The organism is Streptomyces sp. NPDC048290 (genome assembly GCF_040652095.1).
Taxonomy (GTDB): domain Bacteria; phylum Actinomycetota; class Actinomycetes; order Streptomycetales; family Streptomycetaceae; genus Streptomyces.
Genome location: NZ_JBEZLM010000001.1, coordinates 265,458 through 291,971 on the forward strand (window position 1 = coordinate 265,458; position 26,514 = coordinate 291,971).

21 protein-coding genes are annotated in these 26,514 nt (G+C 70.1%); 5 read left to right on the top strand and 16 right to left on the bottom strand.

Features of this window, described 5'->3' with window-relative positions; translation table 11 throughout:
* Window positions 1-105: 105 nt before the first annotated feature.
* The 14 genes from AB0D49_RS00975 to AB0D49_RS01040 form a co-directional block, all read right to left on the bottom strand.
* Entirely contained in the window at window positions 106-1,398 is a 1,293-nt protein-coding gene (locus AB0D49_RS00975) for a sugar ABC transporter permease (protein ID WP_362748585.1), read from the bottom strand.
* Window positions 1,395-2,186 carry an ATP-binding cassette domain-containing protein gene (locus AB0D49_RS00980; protein ID WP_362748587.1) on the bottom strand — a complete coding sequence of 264 codons (792 nt, stop codon included), beginning with the start codon at window positions 2,184-2,186 and terminating at the stop codon, window positions 1,395-1,397. The genes AB0D49_RS00975 and AB0D49_RS00980 overlap by 4 nt, the downstream gene beginning before the upstream one ends.
* Window positions 2,187-2,374: 188 nt before the next feature.
* On the bottom strand, window positions 2,375-3,481 hold the full coding sequence (locus tag AB0D49_RS00985) for a substrate-binding domain-containing protein (protein WP_362749298.1): 1,107 nt from the start codon (window positions 3,479-3,481) through the stop codon (window positions 2,375-2,377).
* Window positions 3,482-3,614: 133 nt separating this feature from the next.
* Entirely contained in the window at window positions 3,615-4,814 is a 1,200-nt protein-coding gene (locus AB0D49_RS00990) for an ROK family transcriptional regulator (RefSeq protein ID WP_362749301.1), read from the bottom strand.
* 230 nt (window positions 4,815-5,044) lie between these two features.
* Window positions 5,045-5,974, bottom strand: a complete 930-nt coding sequence (locus tag AB0D49_RS00995; protein ID WP_362748590.1) for a carbohydrate ABC transporter permease — start codon at window positions 5,972-5,974, stop codon at window positions 5,045-5,047.
* Between the two features lie 4 nt (window positions 5,975-5,978).
* Window positions 5,979-6,905: a sugar ABC transporter permease gene (locus AB0D49_RS01000; protein ID WP_362748593.1), complete on the bottom strand. Its 927-nt coding sequence runs from the start codon at window positions 6,903-6,905 to the stop codon at window positions 5,979-5,981.
* A 68-nt stretch (window positions 6,906-6,973) separates the two neighbouring features.
* Window positions 6,974-8,425, bottom strand: coding sequence for an N-acetylglucosamine/diacetylchitobiose ABC transporter substrate-binding protein (gene ngcE / locus AB0D49_RS01005; protein ID WP_362748596.1), 1,452 nt, complete (start codon window positions 8,423-8,425; stop codon window positions 6,974-6,976).
* A gap of 423 nt (window positions 8,426-8,848) precedes the next feature.
* Window positions 8,849-9,388 (bottom strand): NUDIX domain-containing protein, encoded by a 540-nt coding sequence (locus AB0D49_RS01010; protein ID WP_362748599.1) that lies wholly within the window; start codon window positions 9,386-9,388, stop codon window positions 8,849-8,851.
* An 81-nt stretch (window positions 9,389-9,469) separates the two neighbouring features.
* Window positions 9,470-10,162 (bottom strand): hypothetical protein, encoded by a 693-nt coding sequence (locus tag AB0D49_RS01015; RefSeq protein ID WP_362748602.1) that lies wholly within the window; start codon window positions 10,160-10,162, stop codon window positions 9,470-9,472.
* A 110-nt stretch (window positions 10,163-10,272) separates the two neighbouring features.
* Window positions 10,273-11,235, bottom strand: a complete 963-nt coding sequence (locus tag AB0D49_RS01020) for a toll/interleukin-1 receptor domain-containing protein (RefSeq protein ID WP_362748605.1) — start codon at window positions 11,233-11,235, stop codon at window positions 10,273-10,275.
* Entirely contained in the window at window positions 11,232-13,202 is a 1,971-nt protein-coding gene (locus AB0D49_RS01025) for a GTPase (RefSeq protein WP_362748608.1), read from the bottom strand. Before AB0D49_RS01025 ends, AB0D49_RS01020 begins: the two co-directional genes overlap by 4 nt.
* A 138-nt stretch (window positions 13,203-13,340) precedes the next feature.
* Window positions 13,341-17,369 carry a GTPase gene (locus AB0D49_RS01030; RefSeq protein WP_362748611.1) on the bottom strand — a complete coding sequence of 1,343 codons (4,029 nt, stop codon included), beginning with the start codon at window positions 17,367-17,369 and terminating at the stop codon, window positions 13,341-13,343.
* 95 nt (window positions 17,370-17,464) lie between these two features.
* Window positions 17,465-17,596, bottom strand: coding sequence for a hypothetical protein (locus AB0D49_RS01035; protein WP_362748614.1), 132 nt, complete (start codon window positions 17,594-17,596; stop codon window positions 17,465-17,467).
* Window positions 17,589-18,152 carry a hypothetical protein gene (locus tag AB0D49_RS01040; protein ID WP_362748617.1) on the bottom strand — a complete coding sequence of 188 codons (564 nt, stop codon included), beginning with the start codon at window positions 18,150-18,152 and terminating at the stop codon, window positions 17,589-17,591. The genes AB0D49_RS01035 and AB0D49_RS01040 overlap by 8 nt, the downstream gene beginning before the upstream one ends.
* A gap of 157 nt (window positions 18,153-18,309) precedes the next feature.
* Here AB0D49_RS01040 and AB0D49_RS01045 point away from each other — a divergent pair, with 157 nt between their 5' ends.
* The 4 genes from AB0D49_RS01045 to AB0D49_RS01060 are packed head-to-tail and all read left to right on the top strand — an operon-like array spanning window position 18,310 to window position 19,864.
* A complete protein-coding gene (locus AB0D49_RS01045) occupies window positions 18,310-19,152 on the top strand; it encodes a helix-turn-helix transcriptional regulator (protein WP_362748619.1) in 843 nt (280 codons plus the stop codon).
* Between the two features lie 14 nt (window positions 19,153-19,166).
* Window positions 19,167-19,364, top strand: coding sequence for a DUF397 domain-containing protein (locus AB0D49_RS01050; protein WP_362749303.1), 198 nt, complete (start codon window positions 19,167-19,169; stop codon window positions 19,362-19,364).
* 45 nt (window positions 19,365-19,409) lie between these two features.
* Entirely contained in the window at window positions 19,410-19,625 is a 216-nt protein-coding gene (locus tag AB0D49_RS01055) for a DUF397 domain-containing protein (protein ID WP_362748622.1), read from the top strand.
* 23 nt (window positions 19,626-19,648) lie between these two features.
* Complete coding sequence (locus tag AB0D49_RS01060) at window positions 19,649-19,864, top strand: DUF397 domain-containing protein (protein ID WP_362748625.1); 216 nt, start codon at window positions 19,649-19,651, stop codon at window positions 19,862-19,864.
* Between the two features lie 13 nt (window positions 19,865-19,877).
* Here the strand turns inward: AB0D49_RS01060 and AB0D49_RS01065 are convergent, their stop codons facing one another.
* Window positions 19,878-20,918, bottom strand: coding sequence for a lipase (locus AB0D49_RS01065; protein ID WP_362748628.1), 1,041 nt, complete (start codon window positions 20,916-20,918; stop codon window positions 19,878-19,880).
* 306 nt (window positions 20,919-21,224) lie between these two features.
* Window positions 21,225-22,364, bottom strand: a complete 1,140-nt coding sequence (tgmC, locus tag AB0D49_RS01070) for an ATP-grasp peptide maturase system methyltransferase (RefSeq protein WP_362748631.1) — start codon at window positions 22,362-22,364, stop codon at window positions 21,225-21,227.
* 324 nt (window positions 22,365-22,688) lie between these two features.
* On the opposite strand from tgmC, the gene AB0D49_RS01075 reads away from it, so the two are divergent.
* Window positions 22,689-26,513 carry a GH92 family glycosyl hydrolase gene (locus AB0D49_RS01075; protein ID WP_362748634.1) on the top strand — a complete coding sequence of 1,275 codons (3,825 nt, stop codon included), beginning with the start codon at window positions 22,689-22,691 and terminating at the stop codon, window positions 26,511-26,513.
* Window position 26,514: the final 1 nt, after the last annotated feature.

Sequence of the window (26,514 nt, forward strand, 5' to 3'; positions counted from 1 at the left end):
ATACCGGGGCCTGCACGCCCTCAGGGCGCGGGGCACTGCACGCCCTCAGGGGCGCGGGGAACTGCGCGAGAAGCGACCACTACCCGCAGTCGCTCCCCTACCTGATCACGCTCGACCCGCCGTCTTCTGCGTACGCCGAGTAACCGAGTCAATGACAACCGTAGTCAGCAGCACGCCCGCGGTGATCATGTACTTCACCGGCTCGGCAATGGACTCAAGCTGCAACCCGTACTGAATGGACACAATCACCAGCACACCCAGCAACGCGTTCCACGTCCGCCCCCGCCCCCCGAACAGCGACGTCCCACCGATGACCGCGGCGGCGATGGCATTCATCAACAGATCACCCGCACCGGCGCTCTGGTTCGCCGACGCGATCTTCGACGCCAGGAACAGCCCACCGATCGCCGCGAACCCACCGGAGATCGCGAACACCGAGATCCGTACGGCGGTGACATTGATACCGGCCCGGCGGGACGCCTCGACGCTGCCGCCGAGCGCGAACACCTTGCGCCCGTACGAGGTGCGCCGCAGCACGAAGTCCGTGGCGACCAGGAACACCAGGAAGATCACGGTGGCCAGCGGCAGCCCCTTGTACTGGTTGTACATGAACGCCGCGGCGAACGAGATCACCGCGAGCAGCCCGGTCCGCAGCAGGGTGTCGCTCATCGGCCGGGACGGCACACCCGCGGCCTCCCGGCGCCGGTTCCCGAGGAACGACGTCACGAAGAACACCCCGGTGACCACGGCGGCCAGCCCGTACGCGGCGGCCACATCGGTGAAGAAGTACGTGGTCAGGTTGCCGATCAGCCCGTCGCTGTCGAGGTTGATCGTGCCGTTCTCGCCGAGCGTCTGGAGCATGAAACCGAGCCAGAACAGCAGCCCGGCCAGGGTGACCGCGAAGGCGGGCGCGCCCAGCACCGCGAAGAAGAAGCCGTGCGCCGCGCCGATCAGCGCGCCCGCGCCGATGGCGAACAGCACGGCCGCCCACTCGGGCCAGCCCTGGTTGACGGCGAGGACGGCCGCGATGGCGCTGGCGGCGCCCGAGACCGAGCCGACGGAGAGGTCGATCTCGCCGAGCAGCAGCACGAAGACGATGCCGACGGAGATCATGCCCGTGCCGACCATGGTGACGGTGATGTCACTGATGTTCTGCGCGGACAGGAACGCCGAGTTCATGGACTGGAAGACGACACAGATGACGATCAGGCCGATGACGACCGGGATGGAGCCCAGCTCACCGGCGCGGATCTTCCGCTTGAACTCGCCGAGGTATCCGGCGAGGCCCTGCTCGCGCACCAGCAGCCGGGGGTCGACGGCGGTCACCGCCGCGGCGGCGGCCTCCGGGTTCTCGACCACCGTGGGCGCCGGTTCGGGCGTCTTGTCGAGGCTGGTCACTGGGATACCTCCCCGGTCGTGCGCGCCGCACGGCGGGTCACGGCATTGTCGGTGGCGCCGGTGATGGCGGAGATGATCTCCTCCTGCGAGGTCGTCTTGACCTCGAAGACGCCGTTGTTGCGGCCCAGGCGCAGCACCGCCACCTTGTCGGCGACGGCCTTGACGTCGGCCATGTTGTGGCTGATCAGGATCACGGCGAGGCCGCGTTCCCGGAGCCGTTCGACCAGGTCGAGCACCTGGGCGGTCTGCTCGACGCCGAGCGCGGCGGTGGGCTCGTCGAGGATGACCAGCTGGGGCGCGCCGAGCATGGAGCGGGCGATGGCCACGGTCTGGCGCTGACCGCCGGAGAGCGAGGCGATCGGGATACGGACGCTGGGGATGCGGATCGACAGCGTCTGGAGCAGCTCGCGGGCGCGGCGCTCCATCTCGACCTCGTCCAGGATGCCGAACTTCTTCAGCTCACGGCCGAGGAAGAGGTTGCCGACGACATCGATGTTGTCGCACAGGGCGAGATCCTGGTAGACGGTCGCGATGCCCAGGGACTGGGCGTCGTGCGGCCGGTTGATGGAGACGGCGGTGCCGTCCCATTCGATGGCACCCTCGTCGATGGGGTGCACGCCCGCGATCGTCTTGACCAGGGTGGATTTTCCGGCGCCGTTGTCGCCGACCAGGGCGACCACCTCACCGGCGTGGACCTCAAGCTCTACGTCGGTGAGCGCCTGGACGGCACCGAATCGCTTGGAGACCCCGCGCAACGCCAGCACGGGCGTAGCGGACACGTGAACCATCTCCTTCGCCGCCTGACCCGGCGGAAGGTTTGTCCGAAGACTGGGGTAGGGGGGAGGGTTCCGTCCGGCGCCCCGCACTGGCTTTGCGGGGCTGGCAGCGGGGCGCCGGAGGAGTCCTGTGACGGCGGCCCGGTGCGGGCCGGGCGGATGTGCCCGGCCCGCGCGGGGTCCGTCGTGCGCTACGGCGGTCAGCCGCTGATGCCCGCCGCGTCGCAGGCGGCCTTGTACTTGGCCGTGCAGATCTCGGCGACGGTGTAGACGCCGTCCTTGAGGACGGTGTCGTTGATGTTGTCCTTGGTCAGCGAGGTGACCGGGACCAGGACGGACGGGACGTCGGTGGCGCTGTCGCTGGAGACCTTGTCCTTGGCGATGGCGGCGAGGTCCTCGCCCTTGGCGAGCGCCACGGCCATCTCGGCGGCGGCGTCGGCCTCGGGGGCGTACGGCTTGTAGACGCTCATGAACTGCTCACCGGCGACGATCCGCTGCACGGCGGCCAGCTCGGCGTCCTGGCCGGTGACCGGGACGGTGATCCCGGCGGCCTTCAGGGCGGTGATGATGCCGCCGGCCATGCCGTCGTTGGCGGAGTAGACACCGACGATCTTGTCCTTGCCGATCGCCGAGATCGCCGCCTCCATGTTGGCGTTGGCGTTGTCCGGCGACCACTCCTTGGTGTCGTACTCCTTGCCGATCTTCACCTTGCCGTCGAGGACGGAGTGGGCGCCCTCCTTGAACATGGCGGCGTTCGGGTCGGTGACGGAGCCGTTCATCATGACGATCTGGCCGCTGCCGGCCTTGTCGCCGAGCTGCGCCAGCAGGGCCTCGCCCTGGGTCTTGCCGACCTCGACGTTGTCGAAGGAGGTGTAGGCGCTGATCGGGCCCTCGGCGAGGCGGTCGTAGGCGACGACCTTGATGCCCGCGTCGACGGCCTTCTGCACGGAGTTCTTGATCGCCTTGGCGTCCACGGCGTCCAGGATCAGCACGTCCACCTTGTTGGTGATCATGGTGTCGACCTGCTGGGCCTGGAGGTTGGCGTCCTGGCGGGCGTTGTTGTACTGGATCTCCGCCTTGTTGTTCGTCAGCTCCTTGATCTTCTTCTCGATCAGCGGGCGGTCGAACTTCTCGTAGCGGGCGGTCTTGTTCTCCGGGAGCAGGAGACCGACCTTGATGTCGTCGCCCTTCGCGGCGGCGGAGCTGCTGGAGTCGCTGCTTCCGCCGTCCGCTTCCTCGGCGCTGCCACAGGCGGCGAGCGAGACGGCCATCGCACCTGCTGCGACGGCTACGGCGGCACGACGCATACGCGTGTTCACTTCAGAAACCTCCCTGACGAGGCCGCGTCGTTGCGGCCGAGGTGGCTGGAAGTCAACTCGGCCACACGTGCGACGTCAAGAAGTAAATCCTTAACGAGATGGCAACGGTGCCATACGTTCTCTAAGTGAAGGCAGGTGTCGCGCTCGGCAGCGTGCCGTCCAAAAGAGTCGAATCCCCCATCTCGCTGAGCGCGAGGGCGAGCGCGCCGAGCACCTCGGCCCGGCCGCCAAGTGCCCCGGGCAGCAAGGTGAGTTGGCGGGCGGCGCTGGGGATCGCGTAGCGGCCGACGGACTCCCGGATGGGGCCGAGGACCAGCTCACCGGCCTCGGCGAGGTCACCGCCGAGGACGACCCGGCTGGGGTTGAGCAGATTGCAGAGATTCGCGACGCCGCTGCCGATGTGCCGTCCGACGTCGGCGATCACCCGGCGGCACCCCGGGTCGCCGTCCCGGGCGAGCCGGACCACGCTCTCCATGGTCAGGTCGGTGCCGTGGCTGGAGTGCAGCAGCGGCAGGACGTGCCGGGCGGCGGTGAAGGTCTCCAGGCAGCCCCGGTTGCCGCAGCGGCAGACCGGGCCGGACTCGTCGAGGGTGATGTGCCCGATCTCCCCGGCCGTGCCGCCGGGGCCCCGGTAGATCGTGCCGTCGATCACCAGACCGGCCCCGACCCCGCTGCTGACCTTGATGTACGCCAGGTCCCTGACGCCCTTGCCGGCGCCCCAGACCAGCTCGCCGAGGGCGCCCAGATTGGCGTCGTTGTCCACATGCACCGGGACGCCGAGCCGGCCGCGCATCTCCTCGGCGGGCCGGGTGCCGGTCCAGCCGGGCAGGATGGCGGTGGAGCCCAGCGTGCCGGACTCCACGTCGATCGGTCCGGGGACGCCAAGACCGATCCCGGCGATCGTCGCACGGTCCACTCCAGTGGCCGCGATCAGCCGGTTGACCAGCGCTTCCGCCGCGTCGAAGCCCTGCGCCGCGGAGGCGTCCACATCGAGCGGCTCGGCCTCCTCGGCGAGCACCTGGTGGGCCAGGTTGCCGACGGCGACCCTCAGGTGGGTGTGCCCGAAGTCGACGCCGATCACGATCCCGGCGTCACCGCGCAGCGACACGCTCCGGGCCCGGCGGCCACCGGCCGAGGTGGGGGTGACCTGGACGGTCCCGCCGTCCTTCAGTTCCCGCACGATGTTGGAGACGGTCGCGGCGGACAGACCCGTCGTACGCGCGATCTCCGCCTGCGTGAGCGACCCGGCCAGGCGTACGGCGCGTACGACCCGCTCCAGGTTGGCTCGGTGCAGCGACGACTGCGACCCCGGAGTCTCCACGACGACCTCCCGCGCACGGGACCACAGCGATGGGGCCCCGTCTATGTCCAACTAGTGAACTCTAAGCTGAGCCGTTCGGGTCACCTCCCGTCAAGAGGTTGAACTAGATCCCCGGTCCCGCACATGCCTGACACGCCGCTGCCCTGCGCGGGGAGCGGCGTGTCAGTGGTCGGTTCCGGAGGGTCACTTCATGGCGTACCGGGAGGTCACCCGGGGGCGCGCCGGGGAGGTCACTTCAGGGCGCCCGCCGTCAGGCCCTGGACGACCTGGCGCTGGAAGATGATGTACGCGGCCAGCACCGGCAGCATCGCCATCACCAGTCCGGCGAAGAGTCCGGACCAGTCGCCCTTGTAGCCCTGGCTGACGGCGAGCTGCACCAGGCCCTGGGTGAGGACGCGTTTGTCGGGGTCCGTGTTGAGGACCGTGGGCAGCATGTACTGGTTCCACTGGCCCAAGAAGTTGAAGATACCGACGCTGACCAGGCCGGGCCGGGCCATGGGCAGCATGATCTGGAAGAACGTCCGCGAGTGCGAGGCGCCGTCCACGAAGGCGGCTTCCGCGATCGAGGTCGGCAGGGTGCGGAAGAACGCGGTCAGGAAGAACACCGTGAAGGGCAGCGAGTAGGCGATGTACACCAGGATCAGCCCGTGGATGGTGTTCAGCAGCCCCATGTTGTTCACCACGTAGAACAGCGGGACCAGCGCCAGCATGATCGGGAAGCTCATGCCGCCGACGAACAGGAAGTAGATGAACCGGTTGCCGGGGAACTCGAAGCGGGCCAGGACATAGGCGGCCATGGAGCCCAGCAGCAGGGTCCCGATCAGCGAACCGCCCACCACCAGCACGGTGTTGAGGAAGTAGTCGCTCATATGGGCCTCGCTCCAGGCCCGGGACCAGTTGCCGAAGTTCAGCCGGTCCGGGAGCGACCAGGGCGAGGAGAAGATCGAGCGGTCGTCCTTGAAGGAGGTCATCACCGCCCACAGCAGCGGCATCACGACCATGATCGCCCAGATGACCAGGACGCCGTGGGAGAAGACATTGAGGACGGCGCCCTCCTTCTTCCCCTTCTTGCGCGGCGGCCCGGCCGGGCCGGAGGTCTTGGCGAGGGCCACGCCGCCGGACTCGGTGGGCTCGGCGGCGGGGGTCTCGGTCGTCTTCATCTCTTCAGTACTCCAGCCGCTCGCGCCGACCCAGCCGCATCACGACGGCGGCGAAGGCCAGGGTGACGACGAGCAGGGCGACGCCGATGGTGGTGGCGTAGGCGGCCTGTCCGTCCCGGAACGCCTTCTGGTAGACGTACAGGACCATCACGGTGGTCGAGTAGTCGGGTCCGCCGGGGCCGACCGTCATGATCTGCACGACGGCGAAGGACTCGGCGCCCAGGGCGAGGATGCCCATGTAGACCCAGCCGGACTGCACGGTGTCCCAGAGCAGCGGCAGGGTCACCTTGAAGAAGGTGGTGGCCCGCCCGGCGCCGTCCAGCAGCGCCGCCTCGTACATCTCGGCGGGGATGGACGCCATGCCCGCGGAGAAGAGGACCACGAAGAAGCCGACCGTGGACCAGACGAGGACCGCCATCACGGCCCACAGCGCGAGGTTCGGGTCGCCGAGCCACAGCGGCTGGATGCCGTCGAGCCCGATGCCGCGCAGTACGGAGTTGATGGCGCCGCTGTCCGGGTTGTACGCGAAGGCGAACAGCAGGGCCACGATCGCGATGGACAGCACCTGCGGGAAGAAGTAGACGATCTTGTAGAAGGACGAGCCCCGGACGCCGGTGATCGCGGGGCCGCCCTTCCGCTTGCGTCCGCCGACATTGATCATGAAGGCGAAGAACAGTGCCAGGCCGATCGTCACCAGCGGCACCAGCAGCGCGAACAGCAGGCTGTGCTGCAACGACTTCCAGAAGACGTCGTCGTCGAGCATTCTCTCGTAGTTGTCAAAGCCGACCATCTTGAAGTCGGGACTCAGTCCGGTCCAGTCCGTGAACGAGTAGTAGATGGACTGGATGAACGGCCAGACCACGAAGAGGGCGTACAGCCCGAGGGGGACCGCGAGGAACCCCACGATGAACCGGTACTTGCCGTGCTGCATCGCTACCGACCCCGTTCTGTGCGCGGGTGCCGCCGCTGGTGACGGATACTCACCTGACCACTACCGCCCTACTGGTGCTTGTAGTGCTTGATGGAGTCGTCCTTGGCCGCGGCGTCGGCGTACCCCTGGATCTTGGTGATCGCCTCGGCCGGGGTGAGTCGTCCGGCCATCATCTCGCCGAGCCCGCCGACACCGATCTGCTCCTTCTGGAGCTGGACGTACCAGTCCTGGAGGCGCGGGTTCACCACGTTGTCCCCGGCCAGCTCCAGCGCCGCCACACCGGACTGGAGGCCCGGGGTGAGGGTGATGCCGTCGGTGCCGCCGTCGTAGGCGGTCAGCGACTTCACCTTGCCGGTGAAGTTCTTGGACGACGCCTCGCTCAGCATGATGCGCAGCTGCTCCATGCCGCCGGCGGTGTTCTTCGCCTGGGCCGGGACGATGAAGGGCTCACCGCCGGACGCCCAGATCGTGCCGAAGGGCATCTTGTCGGAGCTGTCGATGCCGGTGGGCGCGGAGACGGCGAGGTTGAAGTCGGCGGGGATCACATTGGCGGACTCGTTCTCCACCCAGGACCCGTTCGGGATGAACAGCGCCTTGCCCTCGGCCCACGCGGTCTGCGACTGGATGTGGTCGAGCCCGGGGGTGCCCTTGAGGACGTACCCCTTCGCCTGAAGCTCGTAGTAGGCCTCGAAGCAGGTCTTCACCGCCGGGTGCTTCCAGGCGTTCGGCTCCAGGTTGTCGATGGCGTCCAGCACCTCACGGCCGCCGACCTTGCCGATCATCGGGTACAGCGAGAACGGCAGGTAGTACGGGTACTTGCCCGCGTACGTCCAGCCCGCGATGCCCTTCTTCTTCGCCGCGGCGCACACGGCGAGCATCTCGTCCCAGGTCTTCGGGTACTCGACCTCCAGGGAGTCCAGCGTCTTCTGCGAGTACCAGACGCCGTACACGGTGTAGGCGTAGTACAGGATCCACACCGGGTCGCCGTCGAACTGGCCCATCTCCACGATCCCGGGGCGCAGGGTGTCGCGGACCTTCTTGTTCGGGTCGTCGTACGAGGGCGCGTCCAGCAGCGGGGTGAGGTCGGCGAGCTGCTTCTTGCCGACCAGGACGCCCATGTCCATCTGCTCGGCGCCGGAGTTGTCGATCAGGTCCGGCGGGCTGCCCTGGTTGAAGCGGGGCTGGAGGGTGGACTGGATCTTCTGGGTCGCCGAGAACTTGACCGTGGCATCGGGGAAGGCGCCCTCGTAGATCTTCACGGCGTCCTCGGCGTACTCCTTGCCGAAGCCGCCGTCGAACAGGACGAACTCCATCTGGGCGGAGTTGTTGACGCCCAGCGGGTTCTTGTCGGTCTTCTCACCGGACTCGGCCTTCTCCTGGCTGTCGCCGCCGCCGCTGGCACAGGCGGACAGAAAGCCCATCGTGGGGACGGTGATCAGGCCGAGTGCGGCCGACCGCTTGATCAGATCACGGCGGCCGACGCCGCTGCCACGCTCGTTCTCGGCGGAAAGGGGTTCCATGCTCAAGTCCTCGCCTTCTCCAGGACTCAGGCGGTGAACCGGAGACTCGCCGGGCACCGCGATCGGGTCTAGCTGGGTTGTGCAGGCAGGTGCGAAAGGGGTGGTGCGGCTGCGGAACGGTGGTGCGGGAACTTCCGGGTCGTGAGGGGCTTGCAGGGCTTGCGCGTGGTCGTGCTCGGGGTCGTGCTCGTGCGTGCTTCTCGTGGTTCGAGGGTCGTACGAGACGCACCGAAACAGTGCGTGACATGCCGCGTTCCCCAGGCGGACACCACCCGGTGGCCGACAGGTATAGTCCACTTCCCGGCGGCTGAGCAAGATCGAAGCACGGTTCCCCGGTGGTCTTTTCCGAGTTGAGACCTCTTCGACATGTGTGGCCGCTGTGAACCGGTCCGCCGGTCTTGGCATGTCCGGCGCCGGGGGCGCTCAGACCTGCGGAGCGCTCACCGCGAGCACCAGCGCCGCGCTGGGCGCGCACCGCAGGCGCCCGTCCCGTACCGCGCGGACCGCCTCGGCGAGGGGTACGTGACGCACGCGCAGGTCCGCCTCCACGGCCTCGGGGGACGCGGGGCCCGGCAGGGGCCCGGTGGTCCGCCACAGGTGCACCCGGCAGGCGGTCAGTCCCGGGAGCGGGTAGAGGTGGCCGTGGTCGTGCCACTCGCCGCCGCGGTAGCCGGTCTCCTCGGCGAGTTCCCGCTCCGCCGCGGCGCGCGGACCGGCGTCCTCGGGGTCGACCGATCCGCCGGGCAACTGCCACAACTGACCGGCCAGGTAGTGGTGTTGCTCCACGACGAGGATGCCGTCCCCGACCAGGGCGGCGACCCGGATCTGGTCGGGCGCCGCGACCCAGTCGTAGCGGCCCCGTGCCCCGTCGGGGCGGGTGACCTCGTCGCGTTGTGCCGTGAAGTGGGGGGTGGTGATCAGCTGCCGGGTCGCGTGGCGCCGCCAGGGGCCTCGGTTCTCCATGGGGGGACCGTACGGTACGGGTGGGGGGTGGGCGAGGCGGCGTGGGGGCCGTGGCTCAGGGAAGCGTCGGGGGGCCGTGGCTCAGGGCGGGGGGCTGGGGGTGTCGGCCATCCGTTCGGCGTCCTGGACGCCCGCCAGCCGCGCGAAGCCGATGACGTACTGCCGGGTGCGCCCGTGGAGGGCGCGCAGTTCGGAGCGGCACGCGTCGGCCGCCGCCCAGTCGCTCTCGGGGGCGTCCGGCTGGGTCTCCTCGAACGAGCGCAGGCGCGGATGCCACTTGGAGAGGAAGGGGCGCAGCTCCTGGTTGAGGAAGGTGATCGCCAGGTACTCGACGGTCATGCCGGTGCCCACGACGGTCGAGGGGCGGCCTCCCTTCAGGGTGTCGCGGACGGTGCCGAAGAGGCCGTACAGCGAGTTCATGGCCTCCCTGATCCGGCCGTCGTCGTCCGCCAGGCGCTGGACGGACACCCGGGTGACGGACTCGACGAACAGCTGCCAGGCGACCCGCTGGGCGTCGTCGTCCACCACGAAGGTGAGTTCGCTGAGCTGCGGCACCGTGACCTTGACCTCGGTCAGCCGGGCCGAGCGCCGGTAGGTCTGCGCGCCCAGCACCGCGAGGACGGCGACGGCCGCCCCGACGACGGCGAACACCAGCACTCCCCCGACCTGGACGAGCGCGTAGACGCCCGCCCCGGCCAGGGCGCCGCCGATCAGCGCCAGTGCGATGCGGAGCGGTCGGCCGCCCCGCCCTGTGCGCGCCTGTGCTCCGGACATCGTCCGCTCCCGCTCTCTTTCCGGTTCCGGGCGGGCCTTGCGCGGCCCACCGGAGCGTCACCTTCTGGGTCAACTCCGCTGTGTGTCAAGGTGGTTGGGACCTGGTCGCGTCAGGCGCCGAGCATCCGGCGCAGTGCCGGGCTCACCGTGACGATCCGGGTCCGCCCGCCCGGGGATTCGAGGAGTTCCACGAGCCGCCGGTCCGCCAGCTCGGCCAGCTGTCTGCGGACGACCAGCCGCTCGGTGCCCGCGGTCTCGGCGAGTTCCTCCACGGCCCGTGCCGTGCCCCTGGGAGGTGCCTCGACCAGGGCGCGCACGATCCGGTGATGCGCGTCCCGGTGGTCGGGGACGACGGCGGGGAGCGCGGCCAGGTAGCCGGTCGGGGTGAGGGAGATCCGGTGCACCCGGCCGCGACGGCGGTCGACGGTCACGGCGTCCAGTGCCTCCAGGACGGGGACGGAGGCGAGGAGTTGGGGCATGTCCAGTGGGTCGGGCTCGGGGGACTCGGGGGGCTCCGGGTGGTGTGTGAGTGGTGGCCAGGGCAGTGGGCCCAGGCGGTCCAGGCGTACGGCCGTGCGCAGCAGCCCGGTCAGCAGAGCGCCGTCCGCCGGGCTCAGGCCCGGGACCGAGGGCCGGGGCACGACGGGGATCGGCGGTTCGACGCCGTGGATCAGGTCGGCCACCCGGCGGGCGGCCCGTGCCGCGCCCTCGGCCGTGTTGTCGGCGCCGATCCAGTGCCGGAAGGCGAGGGCCAGCGGGGGTTCGGTGCCGTCCAGGCACACCGTGACCATGCGGCGCTTCTTCTCGACCCGCAGGAAGACCGCGGCGTCCAGTTCCTCGCGGACCCAGGGCTTGTCCACCGAACCCGGGGACACGATCAGCACGATCGCGTCGGACCGGTCCATGCCCTCCGGGAAGATCCGCCGGGGCAGGCTGTCGCCCGGGGGGATCTCCCAGGCGTCCAGCCAGGACCGCACGCCGTGCCGCGCCAGCTCCCCGGCGAGCGGTTTGACGAATGTCTCCTTCACCTCGCTGGCGTGCGACAGGAACGCGAGGGGCGGTTCGGCGCTCACGCGGGCGGCTCCCGCAGCAGGGCGTCCAACTGCGCAGCGGCGGAGGTGAGTTCGTCGTGCCGGGCCCGCTGGGCGGCGCGCAGACTCTCCGGGGGACTGAGCGCGCGCAGCGCGGACCGGGCGGGGTCCACGGTGGACTTCGCCCACTCCGCGCTCACCGAGCGGACGACGGCGTCGGTCACCTTGCCGAGGTCGGCGCTGAGCCTGGCCCGCTGCTCCCGGCTCTTGCGGGCCCGTACCTCGGAGAGGTAGGTGAGTCCGAGGGCGAGGGCGCCCTCCAGTCCGGTGTCGATCAGGTCGTGCGCGAAGCCGCCGGTGTCCGGGGAGTCGGGGGCGGGGGCGTTGGGGGCGGACGCGTCGGGGGCCGGTCCGTCGGAGGCGGTCTGTTCGGTTCCGGTCGGGGGGTTCGCGGGGTCTCCGGTGTTTGCGGGGTTTGCGGTGGCCATGTCCGGCGCGGTGGCCATGTCCGGCTGGGGGTCGGACTGGGAGTCCGGCTGGGGGTCCTGCTGCCCCATGTACGGGTCCGTCCCCGGGAGTTGGTCTGGGCCGTACGGGTCCGTGGCCGGGGCGCCGAAGACGGTCTGTGCCGGGGTCGCGGGGACCGCTTCGGTGGCGGTGCGGGCCTCGGTGTAGCGGGTGATCTCGGCGCGGGCCGAGGGGGCGGCGGCGCCGTGGTGGCGGTCGAAGCTGGGGCGGGTGCCGCCCCGGACCGCGTCGCCTAGCGTCCCGAAGAGGTGCATGCCGCCCAGGATGCCCAGCGGGTCGAGCCGGGCGTCAGGGCGGGGCACGGAGGTCGTGGCGAGGCCGGTCATGGCGTCGAGGTGGTTGGCGAGGAGCTGGGCGGCCGGACGGGTCCGCGCGGTGTCGGCCTGGGCGCCGGCCCTCGCCAGGATCAGCGCGACCTGGTGGCGCAGGTCCGACTGCCCGCTGTCCAGGGCGACGGTGAGCTTCTCCGTCGCCGTGGTCCGCAGCGCGTCGGCCGCCGCGCCGGGCGCCGACTCGGCCAGCCACCCCAGTTGCTGGCGCACGGTGGAGCGCAGCGCGGTCGTCGCCGCCGCCACGGCGGTGTCCAGTTCGGACTCCAGCGAGGCCAGGTGCCCGGCCTGCCGTGCGGACTCCTCGGACAGCGTCTTGGCGCGCTCCCCCTCCGCGCGCACCTCGGGCAGGGCACGGGCCGCCGTCACGCTCCAGAACCGGACGACGGTGGCGGCCCGCAGCTCCGCCCGGCGCTCGCGCAGGGCGCCCAGCGCTTGCCGCAGCCGGGTGATGCCGTCCAGGTCGCCCAGGCCCGCGTAGTCCTCGGGCAGCGGAGCCGGACGGGCGCCCACCATGCCGTCGAGGTCCGCGACGACGGCATGGACGTCGGTGTCCGGGGCCGCTTTGAACAGGACGGCCAGTTCGGCGCGTTTGCGGGCGACGGCCTCGGTGAACTCGTCCGGGGCGTCGTCGGGGGCCGGTCCGATGGTGTCGGCCTGGGCGATGACGCTGAGCAGGGCTCCGGGGGGCAGCGGCAGCGGGGTGACCGGGTCGAAGTAGGTGCCGGTCACCACCGAGAGCACCTGTTCCGGGCGGGTGACGACCAGGTGCGAGGGCAGCACCAGCAAGAGGGCGTCGCAACGGTCCAGGGCGGCGCGGGCCTCGTCCTCGTCGCCGCCGTCGGACGCGCCGATGCCGGGGGTGTCGACATAGGTGAGGCCGCCCGATTCGATCGCGCGGGCCGTCGAGGTCTCCCGGCGTCCGCTGACCGTGAGCCAGCCGGGGACCGCCGTGCCGTCCTCGACCAGCAGACGCTTCAGGAGGGTCGACTTGCCCGCGTCGTACGGGCCATAGAGGGCGACCGTCACGTGTTCCAGCGTGGCGAGCAGGTCGCCGTGGGCCTCGGCGGCGGACAGCCAGGACCGTTCGACGACGGGTTCGAGCAGTGCGCGGACGCTCGCCGTCCAGGCGTCCGGGGTGGGCCCGCTCATGCCGTGCCTCTTCCTTCTCGTGTCCGTGGGTGTCCGTGGGTTTCCGTGAGTGTCCACGGGTGTCCTTGGGTTCCATGCGTGTCCATGGGTGCCCGTGGGTGCCCGTGGGCTTCCGTGGGTCGATGACCCGGGCCGCCGTCACTGTGGCGCCCGCTGTCCCTGGGCGGCTGCGGTCGGTTGCGCCCGCGAATCCGGCGGTGGCTCGGGGGTGCCGGGGCGCAGGGCCCGTTCCGCCTCGGCCGTCGCGGAGGTGCACAGGCTGATGAGCCGCTGCGCGGAGGCCACGTCCCCGAGCCGGTCGAGCCGGGTCTCGCCGAGGGCGAGGGCGGCCGTGTCGAGGCTCTGGCACTGTGCGGCGAGGTGGGCCGGCAGACCGTCCTGGCGGATCTGCCCGGTCCAGGCGACGGCGGACTCCCGCATCCCGGTGAGCACGCCCTCGCGCAGTTTCTGCGCCTCCGCCTCCTTGTCGAGCGCGTCGAGCAGGGCGCTCAGCTCCACGACCGCGTGGATCACCTTCACGACGCCCCCGACGGCGTCGAGCCCGGCGAGCCCGTCGAGGAGTTCCATGGTCTCGACCGGTATCGCCTCGGGGTCCAGAAGGTCACCGGCGTCGCTGAGGTCGCCGAGGTGCTGGAGCGTCCCGGCGTCGATGACCTTCGTGAGGTCCACGACCGATTCGGCGCTGTGCAGGAGGGTCCTGAGCGTGGCCTGCGCGGCGGGGTCGACCAGGAAGCCGATGTCGATGTCCGGCCGGTGGTCGGGGAACGCCTGCTTGAAGGACGGGGAGTCCATCCGGCGCTGGAGGGCGCTCTCGACGTCGGTCCGCCAGGTGTCCACCCGGCGGGTGAACCGGCGGTGCCACTCCGTCCGGAGCTGCTGGAACTCGGGGTCCTTGGACCAGTCCCGGCAGCGCCGGGCGCGGATGGCCCGTTCGTCCTTGTCCACGGGGCCCAGGGCGTCCTGGGCGAGCGTGGCGGTGAACCCCTCGGCGATCCGTCCGAGCGCGTCCGTCTCGTCGCGCAGCAGGACCCGCCCCAGCTCCGCCCCCGCCGTCAGATCGGCGGACAGGGCGGAGAGCTGGGCGACCTGGCGCTCCGCCTCGGCCGAGCGGTGCCGGGCGTCGGCACGCAGTACGCCGAGCCGTACCAGGCCGCCGTGGAGGAGCGTCACGTCCCGGGCGTTGGAGCGCAGTTCGTCCCGGACCTGGGCGAGGGCGGTGGCGAAGTCGCGGAAGCCGTCCCAGGAGCGGTACGGGTCGAACCCGGCGGCGGAGGCGGGGGCCGTCTCGAAGGGGGCGGCGGCGACGGAGACGATCCGGTCCTGCCGGAGCCGGGACGGGGTGCCGGTCCCGGGCGAGTGGGAGCGCAGCCGTTCCAGTGCCTTGGCGAGCCGGTCCTCCTGGGCGGCGACGAGCTGACCGAACTCGTCGGGGGCGTCGAAGGGGTCGGGGGCGAGGTCGTCCACGCGGTTGATGACGAACAGGGTGCGGTCCAGTTTGGCCGGGAAGCCGCGCGGCGGGTCGCCGTTCAGCAGCAGCCGCAGATCCGCGCGGTCGCCGAGGGCGAAGCCGGAGGGGGTGAACAGATGGATGACGACGGCGGCGTCGGCGAGCGCGGCGCGGGCCGCCTGGGCGTGGGTGTCGTGGCCGCTCTGGAATCCGGGGGTGTCGATCAGCAGCATGCCGTCCCACTCGTACTCCTGGGCCGACGACGTCTCCGGGGCGCCCGCCACCCGCAGCCGGTCGGGCACGGGCAGGCCGGTCTCCAGGAGCAGCCGGGCGACGAAGGACGACTTGCCGGTGTTGTAGTCGCCCGTGACGACGATCCTCGGGCGGGGGTCGGCGGCGAGGGCGTCGAGTTCGGCGAGCAGGGTACGGGCGTCGGGCTCGGCGCCGAGCGTGTCGCGGAGACGTTCCAGGAAGGCGCGGCCCGATCCGGGCCGGGGTTCGGGCCGGGGCCGCAGGAGCGCGCCGCGCAGCCGGGTGAGCAGACCGGGGCCGAAGGAGGGGCTGCGGCGGCTCGCCCCGGAGACCGTCTCGTCCGGCTCGTCGGTCTCGGTCAGTCCTTCGGGGTCGTCGACCCAGTCGGCGCCCAGCCACAGATCGTCGGCGCGCCGGCTGCCGGGGACGCCCGCCCTGGTCTCGCAGCGCCGGACGGCACGGGCCAGGACGCCGGTCGGGTCACCGGTCTCCGGGGTGACCGCGCGTACCCGGCGGACGGCCTGGCGGCTGCGGATCGCGGTGGCCTCGATCTCCCGCAGGACCAGCGCGGCGTCGACCTCGGGGCGGAGCACCAGCAGCGCGGCGCGCCGGATCTCGCGTTGGCACTCGGCCGCCGCCCAGTCCCGCAGCGCGTCGAAGAACTCGCCGACGACCCGGCGGGCCTCCGTACGGCCCACGCGCCGGGCCTCCTCCGCCTGCTGGGCGGCCCGTTTGCGGCCGAAGCGGGAGAAGAGGCGGGTGGCGAGGCCGGTGAGACCGGACGCGATGGCCAGCACCCAGCCGACCGGGGTGGCGAGGGTGACCAGGGCGGCGATGCCCAGCCCGATCGAGGCGCCGTTGCCGAGGAATCCGGCGGCGTAGCTGGAGGTGCGCAGCCGGCGTCCCCGGTGGCCGTCGATCGCGGTGCTGCGGCCCGCCACGGCACTGGCGTCGGCCTTGACGTCCCCGAGGGTCAGCTCGATGCGCTCCGCGACATGGCGCCGGAAGGTGTCGAGGGCCTTCTGCGCGGCCCGGTCGATGGCGGGGCGGTCCAGTACGGCCGCCTCGAACGCCTCGGCCGTCACCGCCGTACGGCTCTCGAAGGCGCGCTCCACCACGCCGTCCGCCTTCTCCTGGGCGCTGTCCCTGAGCGTGCCGAACTCGGCGCCGAGCAGATGGCGTGCGTACTGGTGGGCCTCACCCTGGACGGGGGCCACGAAGGCGCCGCCGCGCAGGGTCTCCAGGCGGGTGAGGGAGACCAGCAGGGCGGCGTACTCGGCGTCCGCGGCGAGTCGGGCGGGGTCCACGGCGCTCGGGGCGCCGTTGACCACGGCCTGGACGGCGGTCGCCGCGCTGTCGGCGAGGTCTGTGCGGCGGGGGGCGCCCAGGATGCGGAGGTAGTCCTCGATACCCCGCTCGTGCTGTTCGGCGAGTTCTTTGGCAGGCGTCTCCAGGAGGTCGCGGAGGTCGGTCTCCACTCCCTCCAGGGTGGCCCGGACCTGCCGGGTGAGCGCCCCGAGCCGCAGGCCCACGGCGTCGGTGGTGAGGGTGGTGGTGAGCAGGTTCTCCAGCACGGGGAGGTTGGAGCAGGTGAGCAGGCGCTCCGGGCCGACGCGCTCGCGGAGACCGGCGACGGTCTTCGGGTAGGGCCCTCGGTAGTCCGCCGTGGCGCGCGCGGCGACCGCCTTCTGTGTGTGCAGGGCGACGACGGGCACGCCGGGCAGTCCGATGCGCGCCAGCCCGCCACGGATGGACGCGGCGTGCTCGGCGACCGTGCGCTGGAGCGCCCGGCGCTTGCGCCGGCTCGCCACCCGGCCGGGGTCGCGCCACGCCTTGTTGCGGCAGTTGAGCACCGCGATCACCGGCTTCTGGTACTCGGCGATCCAGGCGGCGACCTTCTGGAACTCGTCCTCCTGCTGATTGGTGCTGTCGAAGCAGAGCAGGACGACATCGGCGGCGACGACGGCCCTCCGGGCGCGTTCCTCCAGTCGGGCGGAGGGACCGGCGCGGTCCCATCCGCCGATGCCGGGTGTGTCGACCATGCGGCAGGCCGCCCAGCCGAGGGCCCGGACGCCGGTGGTGAAGTCGCTCTCGCCGGGTGAGATGGTCTGTCCGTCGCCGGACGAGACGGCCTCGATCAGGCTGCTCTTGCCGACGGTGGTCCGGCCGAACAGGGCGATGTCGATGGTGTCGATGCTTCCGAGCCGTTCCTGGAGCAACTCCCCCAGTCCGCCCGCGACTTCGGCGCGCAGCCGGCGCTCGGCCTCCAGCAGCCGGAGGGTCGCCTCGTCGCCATGCGCGTCCGGGACGAAGCCGCGTTCCAGCTCCGCGATGAGCTGTTCCACGCGGGCGGCCATCGCCTCGGCGACGGGTCTGCTCCGGGCGACCGCGTCGGCGACGGCCGCGGCGAGCCCTGGGTCACCTTCCTGACCGCCGCCCTTTGATTCCGCTGATTCCGTCGCAGGCATGACTGCCTCCCCCGATGCCGCACGCGACCGGCTGTCAGCAGGAGGCTACTCCAAGTGGAGTTTCTGTGAAGGAAGTTGGGGGACGATGCTCGTTCTCACCGACCGTGTGTCAGCACCACGGACATCACGAAGGCGAACACGGACGACCAGACGAGGCCCATGAGGAGCCCGCCCCAGAAGACGGGGTCCGAGCGGAGGCTCTTGGTCCGGGGGTTCTCGTCAGTCACGCCGGAGCCCGCGGGCGGGGACGGGTACGAGCGCGGCGATGGCTGTGGCGCGCCGGAACATACGGGCCTTGATCAGCTGGTCCCGGTCGGGGCGGCGGATGTCGTCCGGGTCGGCGGTCCAGAGTTCACCGGGCTCCAGGGGACGGAGGAGACAGCCGATGAACTCGCCGACGCGGTCGGTGGCGAGGTCGAGGACGGTCTCGCCGGTGAGGGGGCGGTGGGGGCGGTCGGCGAGGAGGCTGGGCGGGTTGCGCTGATCGAGCGCGGCGGTGAGGGCACGGTTGAGCCGGTGCACGTCCGTGAGGGTGAGGCGGCCGAGGAGGACGGGGGCGGTGTGGTGATGGGTGGCCCAGTCGACGCGGGCGTAGGTGGGGGTGACGCCGAGGCCGGTGAGCAGCTCCATCAGGGTCTCGTAGGCGTCTTGGGAGGGGTTGCGGGTGGATGCGCGGGGGGTGGGAGTGGGGGTGGGGTGGAGGTGGCCTTGGGTGGTGGTGGTTGGGTCGGAGGATGGGGTGGGCGTGGGGGTGGGGATGGGGTCGGGAGTGGGGTTGGGCATGGGGGCTCCCATTTCAGCCATGGGTCACTGTGTGTGCATCACCTTGGACTGAATGTGAGTAGCCTCAAAGGGGTTCGCGGCCCGACCTCAGTTTTGGGCACACCGGCACATGCCTGGTCGTCCGACCAGGGGGAGGGGACGGCACGCTTTGGTGACCATGAGCGTTGGCACGCGGGACGAGTCCGACGAGTTGAACGCTGCGGAGGCCCGACGCCGATTCGGCGAAGAGCTGAGGAGCCACAGAGAACTGTACGGACCGGGCCCGTTGACGCAGACGGCGCTGGGTCGGCTGGTTCGCACGTCGAAGTCAACCATCAGCCGGTTGGAGTCGTCAGACTCCCCCATCCCACCTGAGTTGCCCGACCTGTTTGATCAGGTCTTCGCCACGAACAGGCTTTTCAAGTCCCTGTACGAGGATTGCATCGCCGCCACCTTTCCTGAGCTCTACCGGCGCCGAATGACGTGGGAGCGGCAGGCGGAGGCAATCTGGGAGTGGTCACCAACCATCGTCCCTGGACTCTTCCAGACTGCGGCCTACGCGCACGCTCTCCTCTCGAAGGGGGCGCCCCGCGCGAGCGCAGACCAGATCGAAGCCGATGTCGCCAAGCGGTTGGCCAGGCAAGACGTCCTGCGGTCGGCTGCACCCCCAGACATGCGGGTAGTTCTCTGCGAATCAGTCCTCATGCGTCATTTCGCCAGCGCGGCAACAATGCGAGAGCAATTGAAGGCTCTCCTGGACCGCGGCAAGCACCCCACTACACAGGTCCACATCCTGCCGCTCACCGCACGGGTCCATCTGCTCATCGACAACGCCATCTCCGTTCTCACGCTGCCAAATCACGTGATCAAAGTGTGTGTTGAGGCGTACCGAGCAGCGGGAATCATCGAGGAACCCGAGCACGTCAGAGCTGCCGTACGCGCATACACTGACCTGCTCGCCGAGGCTCTGTCTGCACAGCAGAGCGCCGCCCTCATCACTGAGCACCTGGAGAAGCTGTGACCCCCAACGCGCACATGGGCCCAGCTCGATGGATCAAGTCGAGCTACAGCAGTCCCGATGGCGGGAACTGCCTGGAGGTGGCACCCAACGCGGTTGCCGTCCTGGCGGCGCTCCCCGTCCGGGACTCCAAAGTGGCTGGCGGACCTGTTCTCCTGATAGCCGTGCCCGCCTGGTCAGCCTTCGTCGGTCATGTGCGGGATCTGTCTGTCTAACTCTGGCCGTCTTCCGTCTCTCCGTAGATCTGGAGGAACTTCACGATGAGCAAGTCCTCTGAGCCCACCTTCATCCTGTGGGTCGCGTCGAGCTACAGCGGCAACGGAGGGGGAAACTGCGTGGAATGGGCCCCCGACGTGGCTGCGGCATCTGGCGTCGTCCCAGTCCGGGACAGCAAGGTGCCAACCGGAAACTCCCTGACAATCGCCGAGCCCGCCTGGTCGGCCTTCGTGGACCACGTGCGCGACCTGCTTGCCTGACTCGGATCTGGAGGAGCTTCCCGATGGATGAGTCCCCTCAGCCCACCACCACCCGGTGGGTCAAGTCGACCTACAGCGGCAACGGTGGGGATACCTGCGTCGAGTGGGCCCCCGACACAGCCACCGCGTCCGGCCTCGTCCCCATCCGCGACAGCAAGACGCCCACCGGCCCCTCCCTCCTGATCCCCGAACCCGCCTGGTCGGCCTTCATAGGCCACCTGCGGGACCTCTCCCCCTGACCCGGACCCCTCCTCACCCCTCGACCGGCTTCTGGAAAGCCAGCTCCGGGTAGCCGGTCCCGGGGCCGTCCAGGATCGGCGCCGCGCGCCCCCGCAGCTGCGCATCGAAGAAGCCCCGCAGCACCGCCCTCTGGACCGTCACCGACCGCCTCCACTCCAGCGGGCCGATGACGCCGGCCACCTGCTCCGGCGTCGCCCCGATCCGCTCCGCCGCCTGTGGCAGCAACGGCTCATAGTCCGTGAACGAGAAGTGCAGCGACCCCTTCAGCGTCACGAACCGGCGCCAGCCCCGCAGCCTCGGCCAGACCCCCAGCCAGCTCCCGTCGTCCGGCAGATCCGCGCCGAACAGAAGCACCGGCCGGTCCACCCCCGACACCGCCGACCTCCCGAACAGACTGCCGTCGAGATTCGCCCCCGCGACGATCGGCAGCCCCTCGTACATCGCCTCCAGGGCCGTCGCCCCGCCCAGCGAGTGACCGAACATCGCCGTCCGGGAGAGATCCAGCACGCCCCGAAGCCCGGCCGGGAGCCGGTGCCCGCCCCCACCGACCACCCGGGTCAGCTCCTCCAGCACATGCCGGACATCGTCCACCCGCACCCCCAGCGCCTTCGTGACGATCCTCCGCTCCTCCTCCGGCGGCAGATCCGGCGTCAGTTCCGGCATCCCATACGTCTCGACCCGGCCACCAGGGAACTCGACCTGCCCCGCGTCATACGTGTGGTCGACGGTGACGACGACATACCCATGGCTCGCCAGATCCTCCACCAGCGACAGGCTCGCGCTGCGGTGCTGCCCATGGCCGTGGGAGTGCAGGATCACCGGACGCCGACCCCCCGCCGTGCGCGCGGGCAGATCCGTCCCCGCGTGCGACCGAGGCAGGGTCACATACCCGGCGGGAAGCAGTCCCGCACTCTGGAAGTGCCGGGCCGCCCCCGGCGTCATCCACGGAGCCCGCTCCCGACCCGCCGGACGCGCGGCGGGGTACCAGAACTGCACCATGAACTCCCGCACCGGCCTCCCCGCCACCCACGGGTCCCGGCGCGAGCGGTCCACCAACCGGAGGGCATGCGTACCGATCGGATACGGACCGGTCGGGGCGGGCAGCGTCAGCCTCACAGGCGGCGGCATCCGCCCGGGAACGGCGGACGCGGCGGGCGCGTACGCCGCAGACCCCCCAGCCACCCCCGCCAACCCTGCCATCCCCGCCACCAGCACCCTACGCCGGGACCAGTCGCCCCGACCCCTGTCCTTCTGATGTGTCGTCATATCCCAAGCCTGGGCCCCACTCCGCCCCCTCACCAATGCCGTCTGTCACCGGCATTCCTGACACATGTCACGTACGTGACCGACTCCGACCGCTCACCCCAGCACGAGCACGGGCATCTCCGGATGCCGAAGCCACTGCCCCGTCCCGTCCACGGTGAGGCGGAACTCCTCCGAGCCGGGACGCCCCGCCGCCTCATACGCCGCGAGAACCTCCTCCGCCCGATCCCAGAGCCGAACCGGCCCCGCCTGCCGCACCCGCAACTCATCACCCTCCGAGACCAGTTCAGCCACTGACCCGCTGTCGATATCGATCAGACACGTCACGCCATCGACCCCAGCGACCTGACTGGTCGGCAGAGCCGACTGGATCAGGAAGCGAGTGAAGAACGCCTCCTCCGTCCAAGCGTCGAGCCAGTCGATTTCGGGGTGACGAGCGAGCGTCGGGCGCGCGTCTGCCACGAGCGAGAGCCAGTGCGCCGGGTTCCCGAAGCCAGGAGGTTGGTGAGGGCGAGCCAGCATGAAGGAGATCGTCCCCGGCAGCAGCGGACCGCTCGCAGTGCCGTCCTCCCGCACCGTCAGCAACGTCCGACCGAAGCCGTACTGCCAGCCGCCCAGAGTCGTCAGGATCTTCCCCCCTGGTCGGGTCTGCGCGATCCACGCCCGAGGGATCACGCGCACCGCGCACGCTGCCACGATCCGATCGAACGGGGCCGACGGCCAGTAGCCGTACAGACCGTCCGCGACCGCCAGGCCAGGAACGTATCCGAGCCCGAACAGCGCGCCAGCCGCCCGCTCCAGCCGGTGGTTGTCGACTTCGATCGACGTGATCGCATCGGAGCCGTAGCGCTCGCACACCAGCGCCGTGGAGTAGCCGGTACCCGTCCCGATCTCCAGGATGTCCTGGCCCTCAGCCAAGTCGGCGTCCTCCCACATCTCCACGACCAGCGACGGCAGCGTGGACGAGGACGTGGGTGAGCCGCCGTCGCGAGGCTCGGGGCGGTCCCAGTCGGGCTCGTCGCCGTCGAACTGGGTGACAAGGGTCTGGTTGGTGTAGGCGGCGGTGAGCCACCGCTCCGGGTCCAGCTTGGCGGTGACCGGCTCCCACCATGTGAGCCCCCGTGGAGAGAGTTGCTCGGCGGGCAGGTAGAAGCCCGGCACGAATCGGTGCCGAGGCACCGCCTCCACAGCCGCACGCCACCCGTCAGCCACCGCAGCCGCCAGCTCAGCCCGCATCCGCCGCGCTCGCTCAGAGTCACCCGTGCGCGCGGGAGCAACATCAGCAACAGCCCCGATCACCGACGGTCCGTCACATCGCTTCAGCCCCAACGACGTACACCCCTCCCCCTCATCGCCTACGCACAGGAATCCCCCAGTCACCCCGAGAAATCGGCTCGACCCTACCGACCAGCCCCCACCGCGACCCCAGCTCTCCCCCACGCCACCCCTTCGGCTCCACCGGCCATCAACACCCTTGACATCACCGTCCCCTTACACCCCTACTAGTCCTTGCGTACAAAAGCTGACAACGTTGTCCAGCAGGGAGGGTGGTGCTCGCGCATGGAGCACAGAACGCGGCACTTGGTCCGGTACAGATGGCGCAGGGGGGTCGTACTCTCCGCCGCGCTCGCGCTCACCGCGGGCGCGCAGGGCGCGGCGATCGCGTTGCCCGGTCTCGCCGACGCGGCCGGTGCCCCGCAGGAGTTCAGCTCCTCGTTCGAGGCCGGTCAGCCCGCGCCGGACTGGCTCAACACCGTCGACACCGGGGCCGGTGGCGTCAAGCGGGCCGCCGGAGTCGATGGTGGGTTCACGACCGGGATCCCCGGCAACATCACCAACCAGGTGACCGATGTCCGCGCCAGCGCCGAGAACACCGGCGGTGGTGAGGTCAAGGAGAATCTGATCGACGGTGAGCCGGTCACCAAGTGGCTGGCGTTCGCGCCCACCGCGTGGCTGGAGTTCCAGCTCGACAAGCCCGCGAAGGTCGTCACCTACGCGCTCACCTCCGCGAATGATTTTGACGAGCGTGATCCGAAGGCGTGGACCCTCAAGGGGTCCGCCGACGGCAGCGACTGGAAGACCCTCGACACCCGGGACGGACAGTCCTTCGGCGAGCGGTTCCAGACCAAGTCCTTCGATCTCGCCGAGGCGGCCGAGTACCGGCACTTCCGGCTGGAGATCACCCAGAACAACGGCGGACCCATCACCCAGCTCGCCGATGTGCAGCTCTCCACCGGCGGGACCGACAATCCCGTACCGCAGGACATGCTGTCGCTGGTCGACACCGGGCCCGTCGGGTCCGCCACCGCCAAGGCCCGTGCCGGGTTCACCGGGAAGCGGGCGCTGCGGTACGCCGGGCGGCATCTCGCCGACGGGCGCGCCTACTCGTACAACAAGGTCTTCGACGTCGATGTGGCCGTCCAGCGGGACACCCAGCTGTCGTACAAGGTCTTTCCGTCCATGGCGGATGGGGATCTCGACTACGACGCCACGAATGTCGCCGTCGATCTCGTCTTCACCGACGGGACCTATCTGAGTGATCTGCGCGCCACCGACCAGCATGGGTTCCCGCTCACCCCGCGCGGTCAGGGTGACTCCAAGGTCCTGTATGTCAATCAGTGGAACAGTGTTGTTTCCGGGATCGGGTCCGTTGCCGCCGGGAAGACCGTCGATCGGGTGCTCGTCGCTTACGACTCGCCCAAGGGGCCTGCCAAGTTCCGTGGGTGGCTCGATGATGTGACCATCGAGCGGGTCGCGCCCGAGAAGCCCAAGGCGCATCTGTCGGACTACGCCGTCACCACCCGGGGGACCAACTCCTCCGGTGGGTTCTCCCGGGGGAACAACTTCCCCGCCACCGCCGTCCCGCACGGGTTCAACTTCTGGACCCCGGTCACCAACGCCGGTTCGCTGAGCTGGCTCTACGACTACGCGCGGGCCAACAACGCGGACAATCTGCCGACCATCCAGGCGTTCAGCGCCAGCCATGAGCCCAGCCCCTGGATGGGTGACCGGCAGACCTTCCAGCTGATGCCGTCCGCCGCGTCCGGCACCCCGGACGCCGGGCGCACCGCCCGCGCGCTGCCGTTCAAGCATGACAACGAGACGGCCCGGCCCTATTACTACGGGGTCACCTTCGAGAACGGGCTCAAGACGGAGATCGCGCCCACCGATCACGCGGCCGTCATGCGCTTCACCTACCCCGGCGACGACACCAGCGTCCTCTTCGACAATGTCACCGACCAGGCGGGGCTGACCCTCGACAAGGAGAACGGGGTCATCACCGGCTACTCGGACGTCAAGTCCGGGCTGTCGACCGGCGCGACCCGGCTGTTCGTCTACGGCGTCTTCGACAAGCCGGTGACCGAGGGGTCGTCCAGCGGGGTCAAGGGGTATCTGCGGTTCGACGCCGGGGACGACCGTCAGGTCACCCTGCGGCTCGCCACTTCCCTCATCAGCATCGACCAGGCCAAGGACAATCTGCGGCAGGAGATCCCGGACGGTACGTCGTTCGAGAGTGTGAAGAAGAAGGCTCAGGGGCAGTGGGACCGGATTCTCGGGAAGGTCGAGGTCGAGGGGGCGACAGCGGATCAGCTGACCACGCTCTACTCCAGCCTCTACCGGCTGTACCTCTACCCGAACTCCGGGTTCGAGAAGGTCGGCGGTACCTACAAGTACGCCTCGCCGTTCTCGCCCATGCCGGGTCCTGACACCCCGACCCACACCGGGGCGAAGATCGTCGAGGGCAAGGTCTACGTCAACAACGGCTTCTGGGACACCTACCGGACCACCTGGCCCGCGTACTCGCTGCTCTCCCCCTCCCAGGCCGGTGAGATGGTCGACGGGTTCGTGCAGCAGTACAAGGACGGCGGCTGGACCTCGCGCTGGTCCTCCCCGGGGTACGCGGATCTGATGACCGGTACGTCGTCGGATGTCGCGTTCGCCGACGCCTATGTCAAGGGCGTCGACTTCGACGCCGAGGCCGCCTACGACGCCGCCGTGAAGAACGCCACCGTCGTCCCGCCCACCTCCGGTGTCGGACGCAAGGGGATGCAGACCTCGCCGTTCCTCGGCTACACCAGCACCCAGACCCACGAGGGCCTGTCCTGGGCGCTGGAGGGCTATCTCAACGACTACGGCATCGCCAAGATGGGCGAGAAGCTCTACAAGGAGACCGGCAAGAAGCGGTACAAGGAGGAGTCCGCCTACTTCCTCAACCGGGCCCAGGAGTATGTGAGTCTCTTCGACTCCCAGGCCGGGTTCTTCCAGGGGCGCAGCCTCGCGGGCGACTGGCGGGTGCCGTCGGACAAGTACGACCCCCGGGTGTGGGGCTACGACTACACCGAGACCAACGGCTGGGGCTACGCCTTCACCGCCCCGCAGGACAGCCTCGGGCTGGCCAACCTGTACGGCGGGCGCGACGGCCTCGGCGACAAGCTGGACGAGTACCTCGCCACCCCGGAGACCGCGTCCCCCGAGTTCGTCGGGTCGTACGGCGGTGTCATCCATGAGATGACCGAGGCACGGGACGTCCGGATGGGCATGTACGGGCACTCCAACCAGGTCGCCCACCACGCCCTGTACATGTACGACGCCGCCGGGGAACCCTGGAAGACCCAGAAGAACGTGCGCGAGGTGCTGTCCCGGCTCTACACCGGCAGCGACATCGGACAGGGCTACCACGGCGACGAGGACAACGGCGAGCAGTCCGCCTGGTTCCTGTTCTCCGCGCTCGGCTTCTATCCGCTGGTGATGGGCAGCGGCGAGTACGCCATCGGCTCGCCCCTGTTCACCAAGGCGACCGTGCACCTGGAGAACGGGCGCGAACTGGTCGTCAAGGCGCCGAAGAACAGCACCAAGAACGTGTACGTCCAGGGGCTCAAGGTCAACGGCAGGCCCTGGAACTCCACCGCGCTGCCGCACTCGGTGATCGCCAAGGGAGGGGTCCTGGAGTTCGACATGGGCTCCAAGCCGTCCCGGTGGGGCACCGGCAAGAACGCCGCGCCGGTCTCCATCACCAAGGACGGTGACGTACCGGAGCCGCGCGGCGATGTCTCGCGGGGCGAGGGCGCGCTGTTCGACAACACGTCCGCGACCGAGGCCGCCGTCACGACGGTGGACCTGCCGGTCGAGAAGCGGACGAAGGCGGTGCAGTACACGCTGACGTCCGGCAAGGACCGGACGACGGCGCCCACCGCGTGGACGCTCCAGGGCTCCACGGACGGGAAGAAGTGGCGGACGCTGGACTCCCGCTCGGGTGAGTCGTTCGCCTGGGACCGCCAGGTCAGGGCGTTCTCCATCGACCGGACCGGGTCGTACGGCCAGTACCGGCTGGTGTTCGGCGAGGGTCAGACCGCGACACTCGCGGAGGTGGAGTTGATCTCCTGAT